We start from the raw sequence: 19,419 nt of genomic DNA, 5'->3' as shown, positions 1-19,419 counted from the left end.
TTACGGCAGTATTTTCTTAAGCAAAAGCTCAAGCGTTGCCACTTCCTCTGCCGTTAAGTTTTTTGTTAGTTCCTGATGCAGTGTTTGTCCTACTAATTGATGACATTGTTCACACATATCCGCACCGTCGCTGGTGAGTGTCACCAGGACGCCGCGCTTGTCATTCGGGTTAGGGCTTCGTTCTATCCATCCTTTACAGACGAGACGATCCAGCATGCGGGTCAGCGCGCCCAGATCGACAGAGAGCACCTTTTTTAACTCAACCGGGGTGATACACACCTGGCAGCGAATGGAGCACAGCACTTTAAACTGCGTTGCGGTGATATCCAGCGGCGACAGATAGTCATTCAGCAGGCGGTCTTTTTTCTGATTAACCAGATGAATAAGACGACCCAGCGGAACAACGTCGTTGAAGATATCACTGGTGCTTTTCACAATGGTTGCCCTGGCAAGTAGTTTAATCACGGCAGATATTATTGCTCAGGCAAGTATAAGTCAACTGAATGGATCTGCGGATGCCACGAATTGCTAAAACGTTTCATGAACTTTTGTTGAGGTCTTTCAAATCATACAGATAACGCAGGGTTATCGTTCCTTTATGAAAATAATCGTTACGTTGCGTGAATGGCTCAATGTCACACTTTCACCCTATAATTGCGGTGATAAACATGGATAAGGACAACGACGCACTATGTTGGATTTGATAAAAGCAATTGGTCTTGGGCTGGTGGTATTACTGCCGTTGGCCAACCCGTTAACGACGGTAGCGCTTTTCCTCGGGCTGGCAGGGAATATGAACAGCGCAGAGCGAAATCATCAGTCGATGATGGCCTCAGTGTATGTGTTCGCCATCATGATGGTGGCTTACTACGCCGGTCAGCTGGTGATGAATACCTTCGGGATCTCCATCCCGGGCCTGCGTATCGCCGGGGGGCTGATTGTGGCCTTTATCGGTTTCCGCATGCTGTTTCCGGCGCAAAAAGCGCATGAATCGCCTGAAGCGAAGAGCAAATCCGAAGAGCTGGAGACCGAACCGAGTGCGAATATCGCCTTTGTACCGCTAGCCATGCCGAGCACGGCAGGGCCAGGTACCATTGCGATGATCATCAGTTCTGCCTCAACGGTACGTGACGGCACTACGTTTCCGGACTGGGTCGTGACCGTAGCGCCACCGCTGATATTTGCACTGATCGGCATTATTGTGTGGGCATCATTGCGCAGTTCCGGGGCAATTATGCGCTGGGTCGGCAAAGGCGGTATCGAGGCGATTTCCCGTCTGATGGGGTTCTTGCTGGTATGTATGGGCGTGCAGTTTATTATTAACGGCGTGCTGGAGATTATTAAGACTTACCACTGAGGTCATTGCCGGGTGGCGGGGCTGACGTTATTACGGGTTTGTAGGCCGGGTAAGCGCAGCGCCACCCGGCACAAACAGACGTCACCCGTGCTGCCCCTGTTCCTCCAGCGCCACCGGCCATTTACGGAAGATCAACACCGACCAGATAAGCGCCACCAGCGCCGGAATGGCCCCCAGATAGCCAATCGCCGACATAGATACGTGCAGAATCACCTGATTGCCCACCAGCGCACCCGCGCCAATTCCCAGGTTAAAAATGCCCGAGAACAGCGACATCGCCACGTCTGTGGCATCCGGCGCGAGGGCCAGCACTTTCACCTGCATCCCGAGACCGATAATCATGATCGCCACACCCCAGAACAGGCTGAGGATCGCCAGCTGGCTTTCACTGCCCGCGGCGGGCATCAGCAGCAGCAGACACGCCAGCAGCAAACCGATGGCGCTGCTCACCAGCGCTGAAGCGTGCTGATTGCCAAGCTTGCCGAAAAGAATACTGCCAATAATGCCCGCCCCGCCAAGGAGCAGCAGGAGAAGGGTGGCAAAATTGCCGCTAAAGCCGGCCACCACCTGAACGAACGGCTCGATATAGCTGTAAGCCGTATAGTGGGCGGTGACCACAATAACGGTAAGCAGATAAATGCTCAGCAGCGCCGGGCGACGCATCAACAGCGGCAGGCTTTTCAGTGAGCCGGAATGTTCGCTTGGCAGCTTCGGCAGCAGTTTTACCAGACACACCAGGGTAACCAGCGCTCCCATGCCAATGGCGAAGAACGTGGTACGCCAGCCGAAGTACTGGCCCACGATACGGCCAATCGGCAGGCCCAGCACCATCGCCAGCGCGGTCCCGGTGGCAATCAGGCTCAGCGCCTGGGCGCGTTTACCCGCCGGTGCCAGCCGGATAGCCAGCGACGCGGTAATCGACCAGAAAACGGCATGCGCAAAGGCGATCCCGACGCGGCTTAACACCAGCACCGTAAAATTCCACGCCAGGAACGACAGCACGTGGCTGGCGATAAACAACGCAAACAGCCCGATCAGTAGCTTACGCCGCTCCATCTGGCTGGTCAGCAGCATAAACGGCAGCGACATCAACGCCACCACCCAGGCGTAAATGGTCAACATAATGCCCACCTGCGCCGTTTCCATCTGGAAACTCTCTGCGATGTCAGACAACAGCCCAACCGGAACAAATTCTGTGGTGTTGAAAATAAACGCGGCAATAGCCAGCGTGACCACGCGTAGCCACGCAACCCTGCGGGAAACTGTGTTCGTTGTCATAGGGATGTCGGAGATTCGTTGCAAAAGAAGAGGAGACGATCTTAAAGCCTTGCACGGCGAAAACTCAACCATTATGTGATGCAGATCTCAATATTTACCTTATGAAAGCGGTAGCCGGAGGCAGGGTTTTCATTGAATATAAAAGAACACTCCAACAAAAACAGGCGGTAAGACAGTGCAGGAGATTGATTTTTATCTGGTCGATGCGTTTAGCAATGTGTCATTTGGCGGAAATCCGGCTGCCGTTTGCCCGCTCAAGGCGTGGCTGCCGGACGAAACGTTACTGAAAATGGCGCAACAGCATAATCAGTCGGAAACCGCATTTTTCGTCTGTACGAAAGGGGGCATTGAGCTACGCTGGTTTACCACGCTGGCCGAAGTTAATCTTTGCGGTCACGCCACGCTTGCTGCGGCGTACGTTCTGTTCAATGAGCTGGACTATCCTGACTCGCGGATCCACTTCGAAACGGCCTCTGGCCGCCTGACGGTGAGCAGGGAGGGGGAGTGGCTGACGCTGGATTTCCCGGCATGTCCAACGCATGAAGAGACGCCCCCGCCGGAGATGCTCGCGGCGCTCGGTATCCGCCGCTACGTTGAAGCCTGCAAAGGCCGCGCATGGGTGGTGGTGCTGGAAGATCGCCAGCAGGTTGAAGCACTCGCACCGACAATTTCAGCCATGACGCCTGGCGAACATAAGGTTGCCGTTACGGCGCGGGGCGACGGGGATTACGATTTCGTCAGCCGCTTTTTCTCCCCCGGCGTTGCCGTCTGGGAAGATCCGGTGACCGGCTCTGCACATACCATGCTCATTCCTTACTGGAGCGAAAAATTGGGTAAAACGACGATGTTTGCCCGTCAGGTTTCCGCGCGGGGCGGCGACGTGCGGTGCGAGCTAAAAGGCTCGCGCGTGCTGATGAGCGGACAGGCGTCATGCTATTTGAAAGGCACAGTTTTTCTGCGCTAGATACCTATAACAACAGAGGAAAAGACAATGCAGGAAATTGATTTTTATCTGGTGGATGCCTTCAGCGACAGGGCGTTTGGCGGCAATGCAGCGGCGGTATGCCCGCTGGAGGAGTGGCTTTCGGATGAGACGCTGCTCAAAATGGCGCAACAGCATAACCAGTCTGAGACGGCGTTTTTCGTACGCACCGACACCGGGTTCGAGCTGCGCTGGTTTACCACGCTGCATGAAATCAACCTCTGCGGCCACGCGACGCTGGCAGCCTCCCACGTGATTTTCGAATACCTCGATTATCCGCATACCGAAATCACCTTCACCACGCGCTTCGTGGGTGAGTTGACGGTGAAACGCAACGGCGACTGGCTGACGCTCAATTTCCCTGCCTGGTCGACCGAGGTGGTCGACAATCCCCCGCCGGGCCTGTTCAGCGCGCTGGGGATAGCCCAGGCTAAAGAGGTCCGCGTCGGACGGGATTACATGGTGGTACTGGAGAGCCAGCAACAGGTAGAGGCCTTAACCCCGGATATTGCAGCGATGGCGCCGCTCGGGAAAATGGTCTGCGTGACGGCACCGGGAGAGGAGTATGACTTCGTCAGCCGCTTCTTCTGCCCGGGCGAAGGGGTACCGGAAGACCCGGTCACCGGATCCGCGCACAGCATGCTGATACCGTACTGGAGCGAGAAGCTGGGCAAAACGTCGATGAACGCCCGCCAGGTTTCATACCGTGGCGGGGATCTGCGCTGCGAACTGAAGGGCGACCGTGTGCTGATTGGCGGCCAGGCGACGCTCTATCTGAAAGGGCGTATCTTCCTGCGCTAGCTGAGCGAGGCGCCGCCGCATATCACCATCTCCTGGCCCGTGATGGCGGCCGCTTCATCGCTGAGCAAGAAATTCACCAGTCCCGCGACCTCTTCTGGCGTGATAAGACGGCCGATGGGCGGACAGGTAGGCGGTGAGCTTTCTCGCCCCGGTGCGTTGAGCATCGGCGTTTGGGTGGCGCCCGGCGCGACCACGTTTGCGGTGATCCCACGCGGGGCCAGTTCCGCCGCCCAGCTTCTGACCATCCCTGTCATCGCCGCCTTGGTGGCAACATACTGCGAGCGACCTGCCGCCCCGCGGGAGGTTCTGCTGCCAATCGCCACAAATCGTCCACCGGCGGTCATAGCGGGCGCGAAATGGTTAAACAGGGCTTCGCAGGCCTGGACGTGCAGTTGCCACAGTGACGCGCTAACCCTGCTTTCCAGTTGCCCCAGTGGGGCGGCGGCCATCATCCCGGCGGCGTGGATCACCGCCTGCGGTGTCGCGATGGCGTGCAGGGCGCTGTTCAGTGCATCAGGGTCGGTGATATCCACGCGTAACCCCGTAAAGCCAGGGGTATCCGGCATCACGGCGCGGCGGCTGAGTCCGGTGACCTGCCAGCCTTCCGCCAGTAAACGCTTAACGATGGCCTCACCAATTCCGGAGCTGGCTCCGGTCACGACGGCGTGACGCATGTCAGACCTCCAGCATTGAACGAGGAACTTTAAACACCGCTTTGCGCACGGTCATCGGCGCGCCGCTGGCGCACAGCGCCTGGTGTGGTTCTCCGGGAGAAAAGACCACAAAGTCACCCGCGCCAAGGCGGATCCGGACACTGTGTGCCGATGAGCTGGCAATGAACAGGTCCGCTTTACGCTCTTCGTCATCCGGCTTGCCAACAGGGCGCGCGCCGGCATAGATGAGTTCTTCTCCCGCCAGCACAACCTGAATATCCGCCCACTGATGATGGTACTCTGTATGCCGCTCCGCGCGCGGCTGCGTCTGCGCCGGACCAATCTGGCAAAACCAGGGGGCATTGTCCGGCTGCCAGCGGCCGTCATCGCGTTCGCTAAGCGCCTGCAGCGTGCAGTCCGGGCGGGACAGCAGGGCATACAACACCGGCGGTAACCCTGCCAGCGGCAGGGCGTCGAGATGTCCAATAATCATGCTGACTCCTTGACCCACTCGGGCGTCACCCGCACGTATTTTATGGCCTGACGAAAGTAGGTGTAGGCGATATGCAGGCTGCCATCCGGGCTCTGCTTAATGCTCGGATAGGAAAACTCACGGTTCAGTTTCTCCAGAGAGTTGTTAGTCATGCAGTAGCCGTCTCCCTCGTCCAGATGCCGTTGCCACGGCCAGCTTTTGCCTCCGTCCGGCGAAATGGCGACGGTCATCGGCGCACGCGGGGCACCCCAGAAGGCGGTTCGACCGTGGGTCACAACCGGCTCTTTACGGCCATCGCCATCGTCAATTTCATCGTACAGAGAGGCGCGACGCTCCTGCGCCCCGGCGGCGCTCATGAGGTTAAACACCAGCGCCAGCTCGCCACTGGCAAGCGTTGTCACCTGGATAGAGGAGTTGTTGTTAGGTAATACCGTGGGTTCCGGCACGGACCAGCTTTCGCCGTTGTCCGTTGACTGGCTGTAATAAATGTTATCCGCCCAGCGGCTGCGGAACAGGGCAACCAGGGTGCCATTGCGCAGCGGGGTGATATTCATATGGACGCAGCCCAGGCTGTCCGGCACCTCGACATCACGCCAGGTTTTGCCCCCGTCTTCGGAGATTTTCACCGCGCTGATGTCATCGTTACCGACCCATTTCTCACCCGGCCGGGTGCGGCAGTAAAACACCGGCAGCAGCCAGTTCCCGTTCTCCAGCACGACAATCGGCTGACGAATAAAGGTGCCGGGTTTATCGAGCAGGGTCGCGATGTCCCCCCAGGTTTTACCCAGATCCCGGGACTGGCGATAGCGCACAATAGCGGTGTCCTGGTTGCCGGAAATTTGCGCGGTCCACAGCAGCCACAGCACGTTATCGGGTGCCAGGAACAGAACCGGGTTCTGTTCGGAGCGCGTGGCATCATCCGACAGTTTTTCTGCCTCACTCCACTGCTGGCTTCCCGGTGACAGGCGCGAACCCCACACAGAGATATCCGCAATACCCTCCTGGGTACCGCCAAACCAGACGCACATCAGCGAACCATCCGGCAGCGGCAGCAGATTTGCCGCGTGGTTTTGTGGGCAGGCGGAAGGCAGCATGGCCGCCTCCACGCGCGTATCCTGTTGTGGGCGAATAATCCCGTCGCGGGTTACGGTTACAGACATATCAGACTCCATTGTTTTCAACGGGGGTTGGCGCTTTACCCTGTGCCTTTCCCGGAATGAGACGGTCGATGACCATGATGACCGCAGGGGTCAGCAGGGCGATGTACATATTGTTAATGCCAAACGGATCGCCCAGCAGATACCAGACAGAGGTCACGACGCAGGCGCCGATCAGCCCAGCATTGGCTCCGCGAGTACTGCGGAAGAACGGGGCGTAGAACGCGATGACCGCCACGACGGAAATCGACAGACGAATGGCGCGGGTAAAGAACGACAGCTTTAGCACTTCAGGCACCAGCAGAACAAAAATCAGCGGCAGGAAACCAATCAGCAGGGAGATCCAGCGGGTAGCTTTAAACTCCTGCTCGGGGGTCGGGTTGCGCATCGGCACGTAGAAATCTTTGACCACCAGGGAGGCAATGGCGAGCGCCACGGTACTGACGCTGACGAAGATGGACGCCACCAGAGAGGTGGTGACCAGACCGGCCAGCCACGGGTTCATATCCTGCAGGAAAATCGGCATCGCATACAGGCTGTCGATCTCCGGATGCAGGTATTTTGCCGCCACGCCAATCACCGCAATGGCCAGCGCGATCGGCAGGCAGAAGAAGAACGCGACCCAGGTGGAGCGTTTGGCCGATTTAACATCTTTAGTGGAGGAGATGGCCTGGATCACAAACTGGGTGCAGAAGATGGAGCCAATGGTGCCGATAAGCCACGCGAAAATGGTCGACGCGCCGATGTTGCCATCCCAGGTCCAGTAGAAGTCCGGCATGTTTTCGATCATCGGCGTGAAACCGCCGGTTTTGGATAACGCAAAACCCATGATGGCCAGAATGCCGAAGTATTTCAGCGCACTGTGCAGCACAGTTACCCACGCCACGCCTTTCATGCCGCCGAAGGCGAAATAGAAGGTACTGACGATAGCCGTAATGAAAGCGGCAACGGGCAGATTGACTTTCAGTACGGTAGAAATGGCTGCTGCGCCGCTGACGTAATTCCCCACATTAACCAGCAGCAGGGCGTAGATCATGATGAGGGAGATAATGTTTTTGGTGCTGTTACCGTACTTTTCAGCAATCGCACCCGAGATGGTGATTTTCCCGGTGTTGTATATGCGTTTTACCAGCAACAGGCCAAAAAGCGGGAAACCAATTGCGGCCCCGATGACGGACCATGACGCAGCAAACCCGTCCTCGAACGCCGCCTGCGCGGTGCCGATGGTGGATTTAGCGCCGATATACTCAGACATCAGCAGGATCCCGACAATAAACGCCGGCATCGCGCGGGAGCCTTCCATAAAGTCTCCGGAGTTTTTACTGCGGATCCGGAAGGTCAGCCAGGTGGTGAACAGGATGTAGGCAATGACTATGCCCACAATGATCAGGGTATCTTCAGCGGTAAAATTATTCATCTTTGCCTCTCTTCAGGGCGAGTGAATCCTGGGCACCTCAGGTACCCGGTATTCTTATTGACGAAACCAACGCCGTTTAGCTAAGTGACGTTGTCACTATCTGGCGAATCTGTTGGCACTGCTGCTCGCTAAACGCCACGGCATAGCGACTCTCTCCGACATCCTCGCCCATGATTTGCAGGGCCTTTTTAACAGCGGCAGGGGAAAACGCCACGCTGTACAGCTCGGTGCGGAGCCGGGTAACGCGCTCCTGCGCCTGCCGGGAACCTTCAACATCACCCGCGTTAAAGCGTGACCAGATGGCGTTGATCGCCGCTGGCGCCACGTTTGCCAGCCCGGAAATACAGGCTGAACATCCCTCGACGAAGCCCTGATGGATCAGTGAATCTGGTCCGTTCAGCACGTCGAACCCGTCAATGTCGCTTACCGCGTTGAGGAAACCGCGCAGGCTTTCATAGCTCCCGGCACTGTCTTTAATACCTGAAATGTTGGGGTGTTCGGCCAGCGCCCGTACCGTGGCGGGCTCAAGGGTGTTGCCGGTCCGCGCCGGAATGTTGTACAGAAAGACCGGTACGGTTAGCGCGTCAGCGACGGCGGTGTAGTGTGCGATGAGCTCAGACTGTTTCAGCGGCACGAAGTAAGGGGTGATGACGGAAACCGCATCCACACCCAGCGCGGCGATCTGTTTTCCCAGCCGGATGGTGTCGCGGGTGGAGATTTCGCCAATATGCGCCACGACGGGCGCGCGTCCGGCGACGGTTTCCACACAGGTCCGGGTGACCGCGATTTTTTCCGCTTCGTTCAGGACAAAGAACTCGCCGTTGGTTCCGCCGCAAAAAATGCCGTTTCCGGCGTCCAGCTGCCGGGCGACCTGCCGCGTTAAGCCGGGAAGGTTGAGTTCGCCTGCCGCGTCAAAGGGGGTGACGATGGCCGTCAGCACGCCCTTGATGTTGTTACGCATTTCTTACTCCTTGACTATGCATGTTCAGGAAACAGTGTCCGGTAAATCGCCTGCACCTCGTCGTGATTCACCTGACAGGGGGCATTGTTCATTAACCGTTTAACGTTCAGGGCGGCATCGCTCAGGGAAGCGATGTCTTCGCGCGGCACGCCCAGGGACTCAAGGTTGTCCGGCAGGTTGAGCCGACGAACCAGCGCGGCAAAGTACTCCACCAGCGCGTGAGATTTTTCGTCATCGGACAGGCTGCTGTCCGTGCCTGGCACGAGATCCCACACCTGCGCAAATTTTGTCACGCAGTGGGGACGAACCACCCTCATGCAGGGCGCCAGAAGAATGGCGTTGGCCACGCCGTGCGGCAGGTGATATTTCCCGCCAAGCGGATAAGACAGGGCGTGAACCAGGTGTGTGCCGGCATGCGCAATCGCGACCCCGCCGTAATAAGAGGCCCACAGCATTTCCAGCTTTGCCAGCAGGTTGCCCGGCTCAGCGCAGGCCGTTTCGATGTTCTTCAGCAGCTTAGCGAGCCCGGTCAACGCCGCGTTATCGCTGACCGGGTTGGCGACCGTGGCGGTGAAGCACTCAATAAGATGGCACAGGGCATCGATTCCGGTGGAGGAGGCAATATGCGCGGGCATGCTGGTGGTCAGTTCCGGCAGCAGGGCGACGTAATCGGGCAGCAGGACCGGAGAGATAATACCGACCTTCGTGTTTTGCTCCGGTATCGCCAGGATAGCGTTCGGCGTGGCTTCTGACCCGGTTCCGGCGGTGGCGGGGATCAGAAGTGAGGAAATGCGTGCCACCGGTTTTACCCCTGCCAGCAGGCTGTCCAGCCCCGGTGACAGCGGGTGACAAAGCACGGAGAGCAGTTTCGCCACATCCAGTACGCTGCCGCCGCCGATCCCGACCACGACATCAAACGATCCGCTGTTTAACCCCGCGAGCAACTGGCTGACATCGTGGTGGGAGGGTTCAGGCGGCACCGTGTCAATCACCGTGACGCGGCGGTTGCCCTCTTCAAGAATTGAACGGATCTGTTTTGCCGCCTCCAGACGCGCAATGTTGCCGTCCGTAACCAGCAAGAGCTGCGCGTTATCGGTGAGTAATGGCCTGATGGCGGCGAGCGCATTTGCGCCGCTAATAATGGTGCTGTTGAGAGTTACCACGCTTTTCTCCTGTCTTTGTGTCCATGATTAAATTCGCTCAATTAAGACGCTTCATGGTCATCGTGTGGCTAAATTTATAATTTATTCGCAAACTGATTAACTTGATCTTGCTCACATATAATCAATCATGATTGAATATAATCATTAACAGGAAAAGCGAGCCCGGAGTGGGAATGAAAGAAAACAACCTGTTCAGAGACGTCGTTGTCGTTGCAGATGACTTTACCGGGGCAAACGATGCGGGTGTCAGCCTGGCGCTGAGCGGTAAGAAGGTCAGCGTGGCATTCCACACCCCCTTTACCCAGCCGGTGGATGCACTGGTCATTAATACCGATTCCCGTGCACTGCGGGCAGCAGAGGCGGCCGAAAAAGTGGCCGTACTGGGGGCGGATCTTGCGGATGCGCACTGGCTCATCAAAAAGATTGATTCCACGCTGCGCGGCAATGTAGGGGCAGAAACAGGCGTCCTTAAGGCAGTAAGCGGCAAACGGCAGGTGATTGTGGCGCCAGCGTATCCCGCGGCAGGGCGGATCACACGTCACGGCAGGTGTCTGGTGAACGGCATTCCGGTGGATGAAACCGAATTCGCCAGCGATCCGAAAACGCCCGTCCCGTCTGCCACGATTGCTGACCTGTTTACCGACGTGAGTTGTCAATCCGTAACGGTAAACACGCTGGCAGCCGAACTGGCGCAGGGAACGGAGTGGCTCATCGTCGATGCCCAGTGTGACGAGGATCTGGACGCCATTATTGCCGCCGCGCTGACCTGCCCGCAGACACCGCTGCTGGTCGGGTCGGCCGGGTTATGTGATGCGCTGGCACGCCATCTCGCCCCCATGACGCGTCAGCAGTTGCTGGCGGTGGTGGGATCAATGAGTGAGATCGCTCAGCGCCAGATTGCGCTGGCCGCTGCAGAGCCTGCGGTTTCGTCGGTATTTATTGATGTTAATGATGTGCTGAAGGGGGAGACGGCGAACGCACTCATGCGTATCACGCAGGCCCTGAAGGCGGGCCGTCACTGCATCGTTCATACCTGCCCGGACCATGAGGCGCGACATCAGGTTGAACGGCTTTGCGCGCAGTATCAAATGACCCGGACCGAACTGGGTGAAACGATCTGCGCCTTCCTGGGAGAGATTACCCGAGAGGCACTGACGGCATGTCCGCCGGATGCGTTGTATGTCTCAGGCGGCGATGTGGCAATGGCCGTCGCCAGTGCGCTTGATGCGCAAGGATTTGAAATTACAGGGCGCGTCGCAGGATGCGTCCCTTACGGCAAATTTCTGGGTTGTGCCTGGCACCAGCCGGTAATGACCAAAGCAGGGGGCTTCGGAAAAGAAGAGACGCTGCTTGAGGTGTTGCATTTTATCGAGGAGAGACTGAGTGACTAACATTATTGCTGTAACCATGGGTGACCCGGCGGGCATTGGCCCGGAGATCATTATCAAATCCCTCACCGGGAGCGAATTAACGGGAGCCCCGGTTGTCGTGGTGGGCTGTGCCCGCACGCTCAGGCGGGTGCTGGATGATGGGATTGTGGGGCAGGCTGACATCCATATCATCAGGCAGGTCAGCGAGGCCCGTTTCGCCCCCAACGTGATTAACGTGCTGGACGAACCGCTGGCCGAGCCTGATGCCCTGAAGCCCGGCGTAGTCCAGGCTCAGGCGGGGGATTTAGCCTATCGCTGCGTGAAGCGCGCGACGGAACTGGCGATGGCGGGGGACGTAAAAGCGGTTGCCACGGCGCCACTGAATAAAGAAGCGCTGCATCTGGCCGGACATCACTACCCCGGGCATACCGAGCTGCTGGCCCATCTGACGCACAGCAAAGACTACGCTATGGTGCTGTACACCGATCGGCTGAAGGTCATTCATATCACGACCCATATTGCGCTGCGTAAATTCCTTGATACGCTCAATCAGGATCGGGTAAAAACCGTCATCGGCATTGCGGATACCTTCCTGAAACGGGTGGGCTTTAGCGCACCTCGTATTGCGGTCGCGGGCGTGAACCCGCATGCGGGAGAAAATGGCCTGTTTGGCGATGAAGAGATCACGATTGTTGGCCCGGCCGTTGCAGCGATGAAGGCGCAGGGGGTCAACGTCACCGGACCGTGCCCGCCGGATACGGTATTTATGCAATGCCACGAAGGAATGTATGACATGGTCGTTGCGATGTATCACGATCAGGGGCATATTCCGCTAAAATTGCTCGGCTTTTACGACGGGGTGAATATCACCGCCGGATTGCCGTTTATCCGCACCTCTGCAGACCACGGAACCGCGTTCGATATTGCATGGACCGGTAAAGCCAGGTCGGAGAGCATGACGGTGTCTATTCAGTTGGCTATGCAAATTACACGGGAATAATATGAAGGGATATAACCGGTTAGAGCAGATAATGGATTACCTCAAAGGGCACAACCTGGTCACGGTGGATCAGCTGGTGGCGATCACCGATGCCTCGCCGGCGACGATCCGCCGCGACCTGATTAAGCTTGACCAGGAGGGCGTCATCAGCCGAACCCACGGTGGCGTTACTCTTAACCGGTTTATTCCTTCCCAGCCGACCACGTCCGAAAAAATGCAGCGCAGCCTGGCAGAAAAACATGCCATCGCCAGCGCGGCCGCGAGCTTTGTGAAAGCGGGGGATGCCATTGTGCTGGACGCCGGTACCACAATGATTGAACTCGCGCGTCAGCTCACGCATTTGCCGCTTCGCGTCATCACCAGCGATCTGCACATTGCGCTGTTTCTCTCTGAGTTTAAACAGATTGAAGTGACGATCATTGGCGGCCGTATCGATGATTCGAGCCAGTCCTGTATTGGTGAGCACGGGCGTCGGCTGTTGCAGAATGTCTGGCCTGATGTGGCGTTCGTCAGCTGTAATGGCTGGGATATTACCCGCGGTATCACGTCGCCTACGGAAGAGAAGGCCGCGCTGAAGCGGGATTTAATAGCCAATGCAAAACGCCGGGTGCTGCTGGCAGACAGCTCTAAATACGGTGCCTGGTCGCTGTTTAATGTGGCGCACCTGAACACCCTGACGGATATCGTCACCGACAGCAGGCTGGATGAAGCGGCCCGGACCCAGCTGGAACAGCTTGAGACCCGCCTGACGCTGGCGTCATGACATAAGTTAAAACTATGAAGTCCGAACAGATGGCAGACGCTATGTTGAAGCCTGGCCTCACAAAAAAAGCAAGGAGCCTGCCATGTATTCCATTACCTCTGAATCTGCCCGTCATCCGGACATCCTCAAGCTGATCGCGGCGCTTGACCGTTATCAGAGCGAACTCTATCCCGCTGAAAGCAATCATCTGCTCGATCTGGCTGCGCTGCCTGAAGCCTCGCTTATCCTGATGATCATTCGCGACCCGCAACTGCAGGCCGTTGGATGTGGCGCCGTGGTGCTTAATGGCGACGGTACCGGGGAGATGAAACGGGTCTATATCGATCCGACCCATCGCGGGCAACATCTGGGCGAGAAGCTGCTTGCTGCCCTTGAGGATGAAGCCCTGAGTCGTCACTGCCACACCGTGCGCCTGGAGACAGGGATCAAGCAACACGCCGCCATTCGCCTGTATGAACAGTGCGGATATGAACGCCGTCCGGCGTTTGCGCCGTATGTCGACGATCCGCTGAGCCTGTTTATGGAGAAGGCTCTGGTTGTCGACGTTCGTTTAGCAGCGCTATAAACGCTTCGAGCTGGCGGGTCATCGCCCCACGACGCCACACCAGCCAGGTGGTCAGCCAGCGCCAGTTCTCCGCCAGCGGCCACGCCTCTACCTGATGATGCCCCGGCATGCTCTCCAGCATGGAGCGGGGCATTAGCGCAATACCCGCCCCTGCAATCACGCAGGCGAGCATACCGTGATACGACTCCATCTCATGGATCCGCCCGGGCGTGGCGCGGTCTGCGTGAAACCAGCTTTCCAGATGACGTCGATACGAACAGTTTGCGCGAAACGCGTAGACGTCGCTGCCGCTTACCTGCGCGGCGCGCGTCACCTCCGCATGTCCGGCGGGGGTGACCAGCATCATCTCTTCCCGATAGACCGGCATGCCTTCCAGCTCCGGGTGTGAAAGTGGCCCGTCGACAAACGCCGCGCTTAAGGTGCCTTCCAGAACGCCGTCAATCATCGTTCCGGACGGGCCGGTAGAGAGCGCGAACTGAATGCGCGGATAGCGCTGGTTAAACGCCGCCAGACTTTCCGGGATCCGCACGGCGGCAGTGCTCTCCAGGGCGCCAAGGGCAAATAACCCCTGCGGCTCATCACCGGCGACGACCATGCGCGCCTCGTCAACCAGCGCCAGGATCTGCTTGCTGTAGCGCAGAAAGTTGTGCCCGGCGGGAGATAAGCGCAAACGCTGGCTCTCCCGGATAAACAACTCAACGCCGAGATCGGCCTCAAGCTGGCGGATGCGGGTGGTGAGGTTAGACGGAACGCGATGCACTTTCTGCGCCGCCTGGGTAATGCTGCCGGTCAGGGCAACGGCGTTAAACATTTCAAGCTGAGTTAAATCCATAGCATTCTCGATTTGTGAATAAGGTGGTTAGTATTATTCATTTTTAAGAAATAGCAGAGTGGGCCACAATCAATCAACCGATATTACGTGGAGAACATCATGACTTATTCATCTGCTACGCATGCCCTCTCTGTTAACCCGGCGACAGGCGAGACGCTGGCCGCCTATCCCTGGGCCACATCCGAAGAGGTCGAACAGGCAATCACCCTGGCTGATGCCGGTTTTCGCCAGTGGCGAGGAGAAAGCGTCTCTCACCGGGCACAAAAGCTGCGCGACCTGGGGGCAGCACTGCGCCAGCGTGGGGAAGAGATGGCGCAAATGATCTCCCGGGAAATGGGCAAGCCGATTGTGCAGGCGCGGGCGGAAGTGGCCAAATCTGCGGGTCTGTGCGACTGGTATGCGGAACATGGCCCGGCGATGCTGCGTGCGGAGCCCACGCTGGTGGAAAACAAAAACGCGGTCATTGAATACCGTCCGCTGGGGCCGATTCTTGCGGTGATGCCGTGGAACTTCCCGCTCTGGCAGGTACTGCGCGGTGCGGTGCCGATCCTGCTGGCAGGTAACAGCTATCTGCTCAAACACGCACCGAACGTCCTTGGTTCTGCTGCGCTGATTGGGCAAATCTTTGCTGACGCCGGTATTGCGCAAGGCGTCTTTGGCTGGGTGAATGCCACCAATGATGGCGTGAGCCAGGCGATCAACGATCGTCGTATCGCAGCTGTAACCGTCACCGGTAGCGTGCGTGCAGGTGCGGCGATAGGGGCTCAGGCGGGAGCGGCGCTGAAAAAATGCGTTCTGGAGCTGGGCGGCTCCGATCCGTTTATCGTGCTGAATGATGCCGATCTGGATCTGGCCGTTCGCGCGGCCGTCACGGGACGTTATCAGAACACCGGGCAGGTTTGCGCGGCGGCAAAGCGCTTTATTATCGAAGAGGGTATTGCCGATGACTTTACCCGGCGTTTTGTTGCGGCGGTTACGGCGCTGAAGATGGGAGCACCGGATCGGGAAGAGAATGATATTGGCCCGATGGCGCGTTTCGATCTGCGTGACGAACTGCATCAGCAGGTGCAGGCCACGCTCGCGGAAGGGGCCACGCTGCTGCTGGGCGGCGAGAAAATCAGCGGGGAGGGCAACTATTACGCGCCAACCGTGCTGAGCCATGTCACCCCGACAATGACCGCCTTCCGTCAGGAGCTGTTTGGTCCGGTTGCGGCGATTACGGTGGCGAAGGATGCGGAACATGCCCTGCAGCTTGCCAACGACAGCGACTTTGGTCTCTCTGCCACGGTGTTTACCGCCAACGAAGCGCTGGCCGGAAAATTCGCCCGCGAGCTGGAGTGCGGCGGGGTGTTTATCAATGGCTTTAGCGCCAGTGACGCGCGCGTGGCCTTTGGCGGCGTGAAGAAAAGTGGTTTTGGCCGTGAGCTTTCCCACTTTGGTTTGCACGAGTTTTGTAACGTGCAGACGGTGTGGAAGAACAGAGTGTAACCGCCATCCTTACAGAGGCCCTGACGACGAGGGCCTCTGTCATTTCTCTGCAATGGTTCTGTCATTTTCGTTTCGTAGACTCGCACGCGTCTAACGTCTTGTTACTGAAGAAAATTATGAACCTAACGCAAATTTATCGTCGTATTGCGCAGCGCATTATTCCCCGCCAGTTTGGCCTGCTGACCGGTATCTTTTGTATTATCGGCCTCTTTTCCGCCCTGCAACTCTCCTCGTCGTTCCTGCTCAATGCCTCCCTTAAGGAAGCGCAACGCAACGAGCAGCAAAACCTGCTGGCGTACCAGCAGCAGAGCAAGCTGGATCTGGCTCGCGTTTCCCTGCTGGCCGCAAGCGATCTGCTTAACCGCTCCGGCGTCTGGTTTATGCAGGATCAAGAGACCGGCTCCGAGGGCAGCTGGCACAGCCTGATGGACGACGCGCAAAAGGCGCTGGCCGTTTCGCAGCAGGCGTGGAATGCCTGGCTGGCGCTTAATCCGCCAAAAGATGACGCCCTGGTGAACAGCTATCAGCTTTTTTACGGCGCGATAAAAGAGCAGGCGGAAGGGCTGGTGAAAACCAACACCATCGATGCGTTTTTTGCCGTGCCGGCGCAGGCGTTTCAGACCGACTTTAATGACAACTATGCCCGCTATCAGCAAGCAAGCGAGAAGCAGGCGCTTAAAGGGCGTCAGTCGTTGATTGCGCAGCTCTCCGGTCTGCAAACGCTGTTTCTGCTTGCGCCTGTTCTGTTGCTCGCTATTGCGGTTGCCGTCTGGTTCGGGATGTCCCGGTGGGTGATTACCCCGTTGCGGCGCTTGATTGCGCATATCAACCGGCTGGCCGCGGGCGATCTCTCCGGGACCCCTCCTGGCGTGATGCGTTTTAACCGTGAAATTGCACAGCTCAGCGACAGTATTGCCACCATGCAGAACGGGCTACAGCAGCTGGTGACCCAGGTCAGCGATGCGACCACCGCCATGGTGGAAAACATTGGCGCACTGGCGCAGGGCAATCAAAAGCTGTATCACCAGTCGGCGCGTCAGGCCAAAGAGCTGGAAGACGTGACGGCGCATATCGCGACCCTGGAAACCCACGTGGAAGGCAACACGGGCTATGCGAAGCTTGCCAGCTCGCGGGCGGATGAGGCGCGCCAGGCCGCGGCGGGAGGGGATCAGATGATGTCGACCGTCAATGCGTCGATGCAGGCGATCGTCGACCGATCCTCAGAGATGCGGGGGATCGTGGCCATGATCGACAGCGTCGCGTTTCAGACCAACATTCTGGCACTGAATGCGGCAATTGAAGCGGCTCACGCGGGAAACCAGGGGCGCGGGTTTGCCGTTGTCGCTCGTGAAGTGGGGCTGCTGGCGAGGAAGAGCAGCCATTCGACGCAAACCATTCAGGAGCTTATCAACCGTTCCCTTCAGGGGATCGAAGACGGGTCACGGGCCGTTAACCGTCTGGAAGATAACCTACAGCAGGTGACGGGGCTGGTGGGAACATTAAGCAGTTTGCTGAATGAGATCTCCGCGGCCACGCTGAGTCAGGGGGAGAGTATTCATCAGATGACGCGCCAGCTTCAGGCGCTCAATCAGGTGTCGCGGCAGACCGACAGCCTTGTCTCTGACGCGTCCGATGCCTCTGAGCGCCTGCACAAACAGTCGGATCTTTTATTGCAGGCGGTTTCGCGTTTTCGTCTCAGTGCCTGACGCAACACATAAGCGTCTGTTATACTCGCAGCCCGTTTTAGCCTGAGGGCAAGGAGCAAAGAGAGTGGCTGCGGTCATCCATAATGAGATGCTGGACGAGATTCTGGCGCAGGTTCGTCCGTTACTTGGAAAAGGAAAGGTTGCCGACTATATTCCGGCCCTTGCCTCGGTCAGCGGGAATAAGCTGGGAATTGCAATTTGTACGATAGACGGTCAGCGTTACCAGGCCGGTGACGCCACGGAACGTTTTTCCATCCAGTCTATTTCGAAAGTGCTGAGTCTGGTTGCGGCCATGCGACAGTACGAGGAAGAGGAGATCTGGCAACGGGTGGGTAAAGATCCCTCCGGGCAGCCGTTTAACTCTCTGCTTCAGCTTGAGATTGAACAGGGTAAACCGCGTAACCCCTTTATCAATGCCGGGGCGCTGGTGGTCTGCGATATGCTGCAAAGTCGTCTCAGCGCGCCACGCCAGCGCATGCTTGAAATTGTTCGCCAGCTCTCAGGCGTTGACGATATTGCTTATGATTCAGTGGTCGCCCGTTCAGAGTTCGAGCACTCTGCGCGTAACGCCGCCATTGCCTGGTTGATGAAATCGTTCGGCAATTTCCATAATGATGTGGCGACCGTACTGCAAAACTATTTCCACTACTGCGCGCTGAAAATGAGCTGCGTGGAGCTGGCGCAGACCTTCCTGTTCCTTGCTCACCAGGGGCACGCACCGCATCTCGATCAGGAGGTAGTCTCACCTATGCAGGCGCGTCAGGTCAATGCCCTGATGGCGACTAGCGGGATGTATCAGAACGCGGGCGAATTTGCCTGGCGCGTCGGTCTTCCGGCCAAGTCGGGCGTCGGGGGTGGGGTGGTTGCCATTGTACCGCATGAGATGGCCATTGCTGTCTGGAGCCCGGAGCTGGATGAGACGGGTAATTCACTGGCCGGTGTGGCGGTTCTGGAGAAACTGACCCAACGCCTGGGACGTTCCGTTTACTGATGTCTGACCTGGATCCTCTTTTTTCTCGTCTGGCGCGATCGACCTTTCGGTCGCGCTTTCGCTTAGGCACAAAAGAACGACAGTACTGCTGGGACAAAGGTGCCGATACCATTGACCAGCATGCTGCCGACTTTATTGCGAAGCGTCTTGCCCCCGCGCACCCCGTCAACGACGGTAAACAGACCCCCATGCGCGGCCATCCGGTGTTTATTGCCCAGCACGCGACCGCCACCTGCTGTCGCGGCTGTCTGGCGAAATGGCACAACATTCCGCAAGGTGTTCAGCTCACCGCGCAGCAACAGCACTATATCGTCGGCGTGATCCACCACTGGCTGGTGTTGCAGATGAACGCCTGATGTTGATGGGTGCTGATCCTGTTGTAATTGTGTTATAGATGCACGCTATGAGATCCCCCGCGTGGTGACGGGACAGTTAGTTGCCA

At 57.7% G+C, this 19,419-nt stretch carries 20 protein-coding genes; 11 read left to right on the top strand and 9 right to left on the bottom strand.

Going from position 1 to position 19,419, the window contains the following annotated elements:
• Window positions 1–435: a multiple antibiotic resistance transcriptional regulator MarR gene (marR, locus tag VF709_RS17630; RefSeq protein WP_013096627.1), complete on the bottom strand. Its 435-nt coding sequence runs from the start codon at window positions 433–435 to the stop codon at window positions 1–3.
• A gap of 256 nt (window positions 436–691) precedes the next feature.
• On the opposite strand from marR, the gene VF709_RS17625 reads away from it, so the two are divergent.
• Window positions 692–1,357 carry a MarC family NAAT transporter gene (locus tag VF709_RS17625; protein WP_013096626.1) on the top strand — a complete coding sequence of 222 codons (666 nt, stop codon included), beginning with the start codon at window positions 692–694 and terminating at the stop codon, window positions 1,355–1,357.
• 81 nt (window positions 1,358–1,438) lie between these two features.
• Here VF709_RS17625 and VF709_RS17620 read toward each other — a convergent pair whose 3' ends face one another.
• Window positions 1,439–2,635 carry a sugar transporter gene (locus tag VF709_RS17620; RefSeq protein ID WP_029883786.1) on the bottom strand — a complete coding sequence of 399 codons (1,197 nt, stop codon included), beginning with the start codon at window positions 2,633–2,635 and terminating at the stop codon, window positions 1,439–1,441.
• A gap of 175 nt (window positions 2,636–2,810) precedes the next feature.
• Here VF709_RS17620 and VF709_RS17615 point away from each other — a divergent pair, with 175 nt between their 5' ends.
• Both VF709_RS17615 and VF709_RS17610 read left to right on the top strand, forming a co-directional pair.
• On the top strand, window positions 2,811–3,599 hold the full coding sequence (locus VF709_RS17615; protein ID WP_149896676.1) for a PhzF family phenazine biosynthesis protein: 789 nt from the start codon (window positions 2,811–2,813) through the stop codon (window positions 3,597–3,599).
• A gap of 27 nt (window positions 3,600–3,626) precedes the next feature.
• Window positions 3,627–4,418 carry a PhzF family phenazine biosynthesis protein gene (locus VF709_RS17610; protein WP_149896677.1) on the top strand — a complete coding sequence of 264 codons (792 nt, stop codon included), beginning with the start codon at window positions 3,627–3,629 and terminating at the stop codon, window positions 4,416–4,418.
• Here VF709_RS17610 and VF709_RS17605 read toward each other — a convergent pair.
• From VF709_RS17605 to VF709_RS17580, 6 genes are all read right to left on the bottom strand, one after another.
• Window positions 4,415–5,092 (bottom strand): SDR family NAD(P)-dependent oxidoreductase, encoded by a 678-nt coding sequence (locus tag VF709_RS17605; RefSeq protein ID WP_058684677.1) that lies wholly within the window; start codon window positions 5,090–5,092, stop codon window positions 4,415–4,417. The genes VF709_RS17610 and VF709_RS17605 overlap by 4 nt on opposite strands.
• Window position 5,093: 1 nt before the next feature.
• Entirely contained in the window at window positions 5,094–5,564 is a 471-nt protein-coding gene (locus tag VF709_RS17600) for a YhcH/YjgK/YiaL family protein (RefSeq protein ID WP_149896678.1), read from the bottom strand.
• Window positions 5,561–6,724, bottom strand: coding sequence for a sialidase family protein (locus VF709_RS17595; protein ID WP_062934450.1), 1,164 nt, complete (start codon window positions 6,722–6,724; stop codon window positions 5,561–5,563). Before VF709_RS17595 ends, VF709_RS17600 begins: the two co-directional genes overlap by 4 nt.
• 1 nt (window position 6,725) lies before the next feature.
• Complete coding sequence (locus VF709_RS17590; RefSeq protein WP_013096620.1) at window positions 6,726–8,138, bottom strand: sodium:solute symporter family protein; 1,413 nt, start codon at window positions 8,136–8,138, stop codon at window positions 6,726–6,728.
• A 76-nt stretch (window positions 8,139–8,214) separates the two neighbouring features.
• Window positions 8,215–9,099: a dihydrodipicolinate synthase family protein gene (locus tag VF709_RS17585; protein WP_149896680.1), complete on the bottom strand. Its 885-nt coding sequence runs from the start codon at window positions 9,097–9,099 to the stop codon at window positions 8,215–8,217.
• Window positions 9,100–9,113: 14 nt separating this feature from the next.
• Window positions 9,114–10,262, bottom strand: coding sequence for an iron-containing alcohol dehydrogenase (locus VF709_RS17580; protein WP_048972137.1), 1,149 nt, complete (start codon window positions 10,260–10,262; stop codon window positions 9,114–9,116).
• A 173-nt stretch (window positions 10,263–10,435) separates the two neighbouring features.
• On the opposite strand from VF709_RS17580, the gene dtnK reads away from it, so the two are divergent.
• From dtnK to VF709_RS17560, 4 genes are all read left to right on the top strand, one after another.
• Window positions 10,436–11,653: a D-threonate kinase gene (gene dtnK, locus VF709_RS17575; RefSeq protein WP_149896681.1), complete on the top strand. Its 1,218-nt coding sequence runs from the start codon at window positions 10,436–10,438 to the stop codon at window positions 11,651–11,653.
• Entirely contained in the window at window positions 11,646–12,632 is a 987-nt protein-coding gene (locus tag VF709_RS17570) for a D-threonate 4-phosphate dehydrogenase (protein WP_040020882.1), read from the top strand. Before dtnK ends, VF709_RS17570 begins: the two co-directional genes overlap by 8 nt.
• Before the next feature lies 1 nt (window position 12,633).
• Entirely contained in the window at window positions 12,634–13,395 is a 762-nt protein-coding gene (locus VF709_RS17565) for a DeoR/GlpR family DNA-binding transcription regulator (protein WP_029883777.1), read from the top strand.
• A gap of 82 nt (window positions 13,396–13,477) precedes the next feature.
• Window positions 13,478–13,960 (top strand): GNAT family N-acetyltransferase, encoded by a 483-nt coding sequence (locus tag VF709_RS17560; RefSeq protein WP_013096614.1) that lies wholly within the window; start codon window positions 13,478–13,480, stop codon window positions 13,958–13,960.
• Here VF709_RS17560 and ptrR read toward each other — a convergent pair.
• The gene (gene ptrR / locus VF709_RS17555) at window positions 13,914–14,792 is read right to left on the bottom strand and encodes a putrescine utilization regulator PtrR (protein WP_013096613.1); all 879 of its coding nucleotides are present in this window, start codon (window positions 14,790–14,792) and stop codon (window positions 13,914–13,916) included. The two genes, VF709_RS17560 and ptrR, sit on opposite strands and share 47 nt — an antisense overlap.
• Before the next feature lie 99 nt (window positions 14,793–14,891).
• Here ptrR and sad point away from each other — a divergent pair, with 99 nt between their 5' ends.
• From sad to VF709_RS17535, 4 genes are all read left to right on the top strand, one after another.
• A complete protein-coding gene (sad, locus tag VF709_RS17550) occupies window positions 14,892–16,280 on the top strand; it encodes a succinate-semialdehyde dehydrogenase (RefSeq protein WP_193144383.1) in 1,389 nt (462 codons plus the stop codon).
• A 116-nt stretch (window positions 16,281–16,396) separates the two neighbouring features.
• Window positions 16,397–17,986 (top strand): methyl-accepting chemotaxis protein, encoded by a 1,590-nt coding sequence (locus VF709_RS17545; protein ID WP_149896683.1) that lies wholly within the window; start codon window positions 16,397–16,399, stop codon window positions 17,984–17,986.
• Between the two features lie 64 nt (window positions 17,987–18,050).
• Window positions 18,051–18,977: a glutaminase B gene (glsB, locus tag VF709_RS17540; protein WP_013096610.1), complete on the top strand. Its 927-nt coding sequence runs from the start codon at window positions 18,051–18,053 to the stop codon at window positions 18,975–18,977.
• The gene (locus VF709_RS17535) at window positions 18,977–19,333 is read left to right on the top strand and encodes a DUF4186 domain-containing protein (protein ID WP_013096609.1); all 357 of its coding nucleotides are present in this window, start codon (window positions 18,977–18,979) and stop codon (window positions 19,331–19,333) included. The genes glsB and VF709_RS17535 overlap by 1 nt, the downstream gene beginning before the upstream one ends.
• Window positions 19,334–19,419 lie beyond the last annotated feature (86 nt).

This window comes from Enterobacter sp. Lyrl_3 (assembly GCF_051948675.1).
Classification (GTDB): domain Bacteria; phylum Pseudomonadota; class Gammaproteobacteria; order Enterobacterales; family Enterobacteriaceae; genus Enterobacter; species Enterobacter cloacae.
Note: the sequence above shows the minus strand (reverse complement) of the source record. Positions and strands in the feature narration are given on the sequence as shown.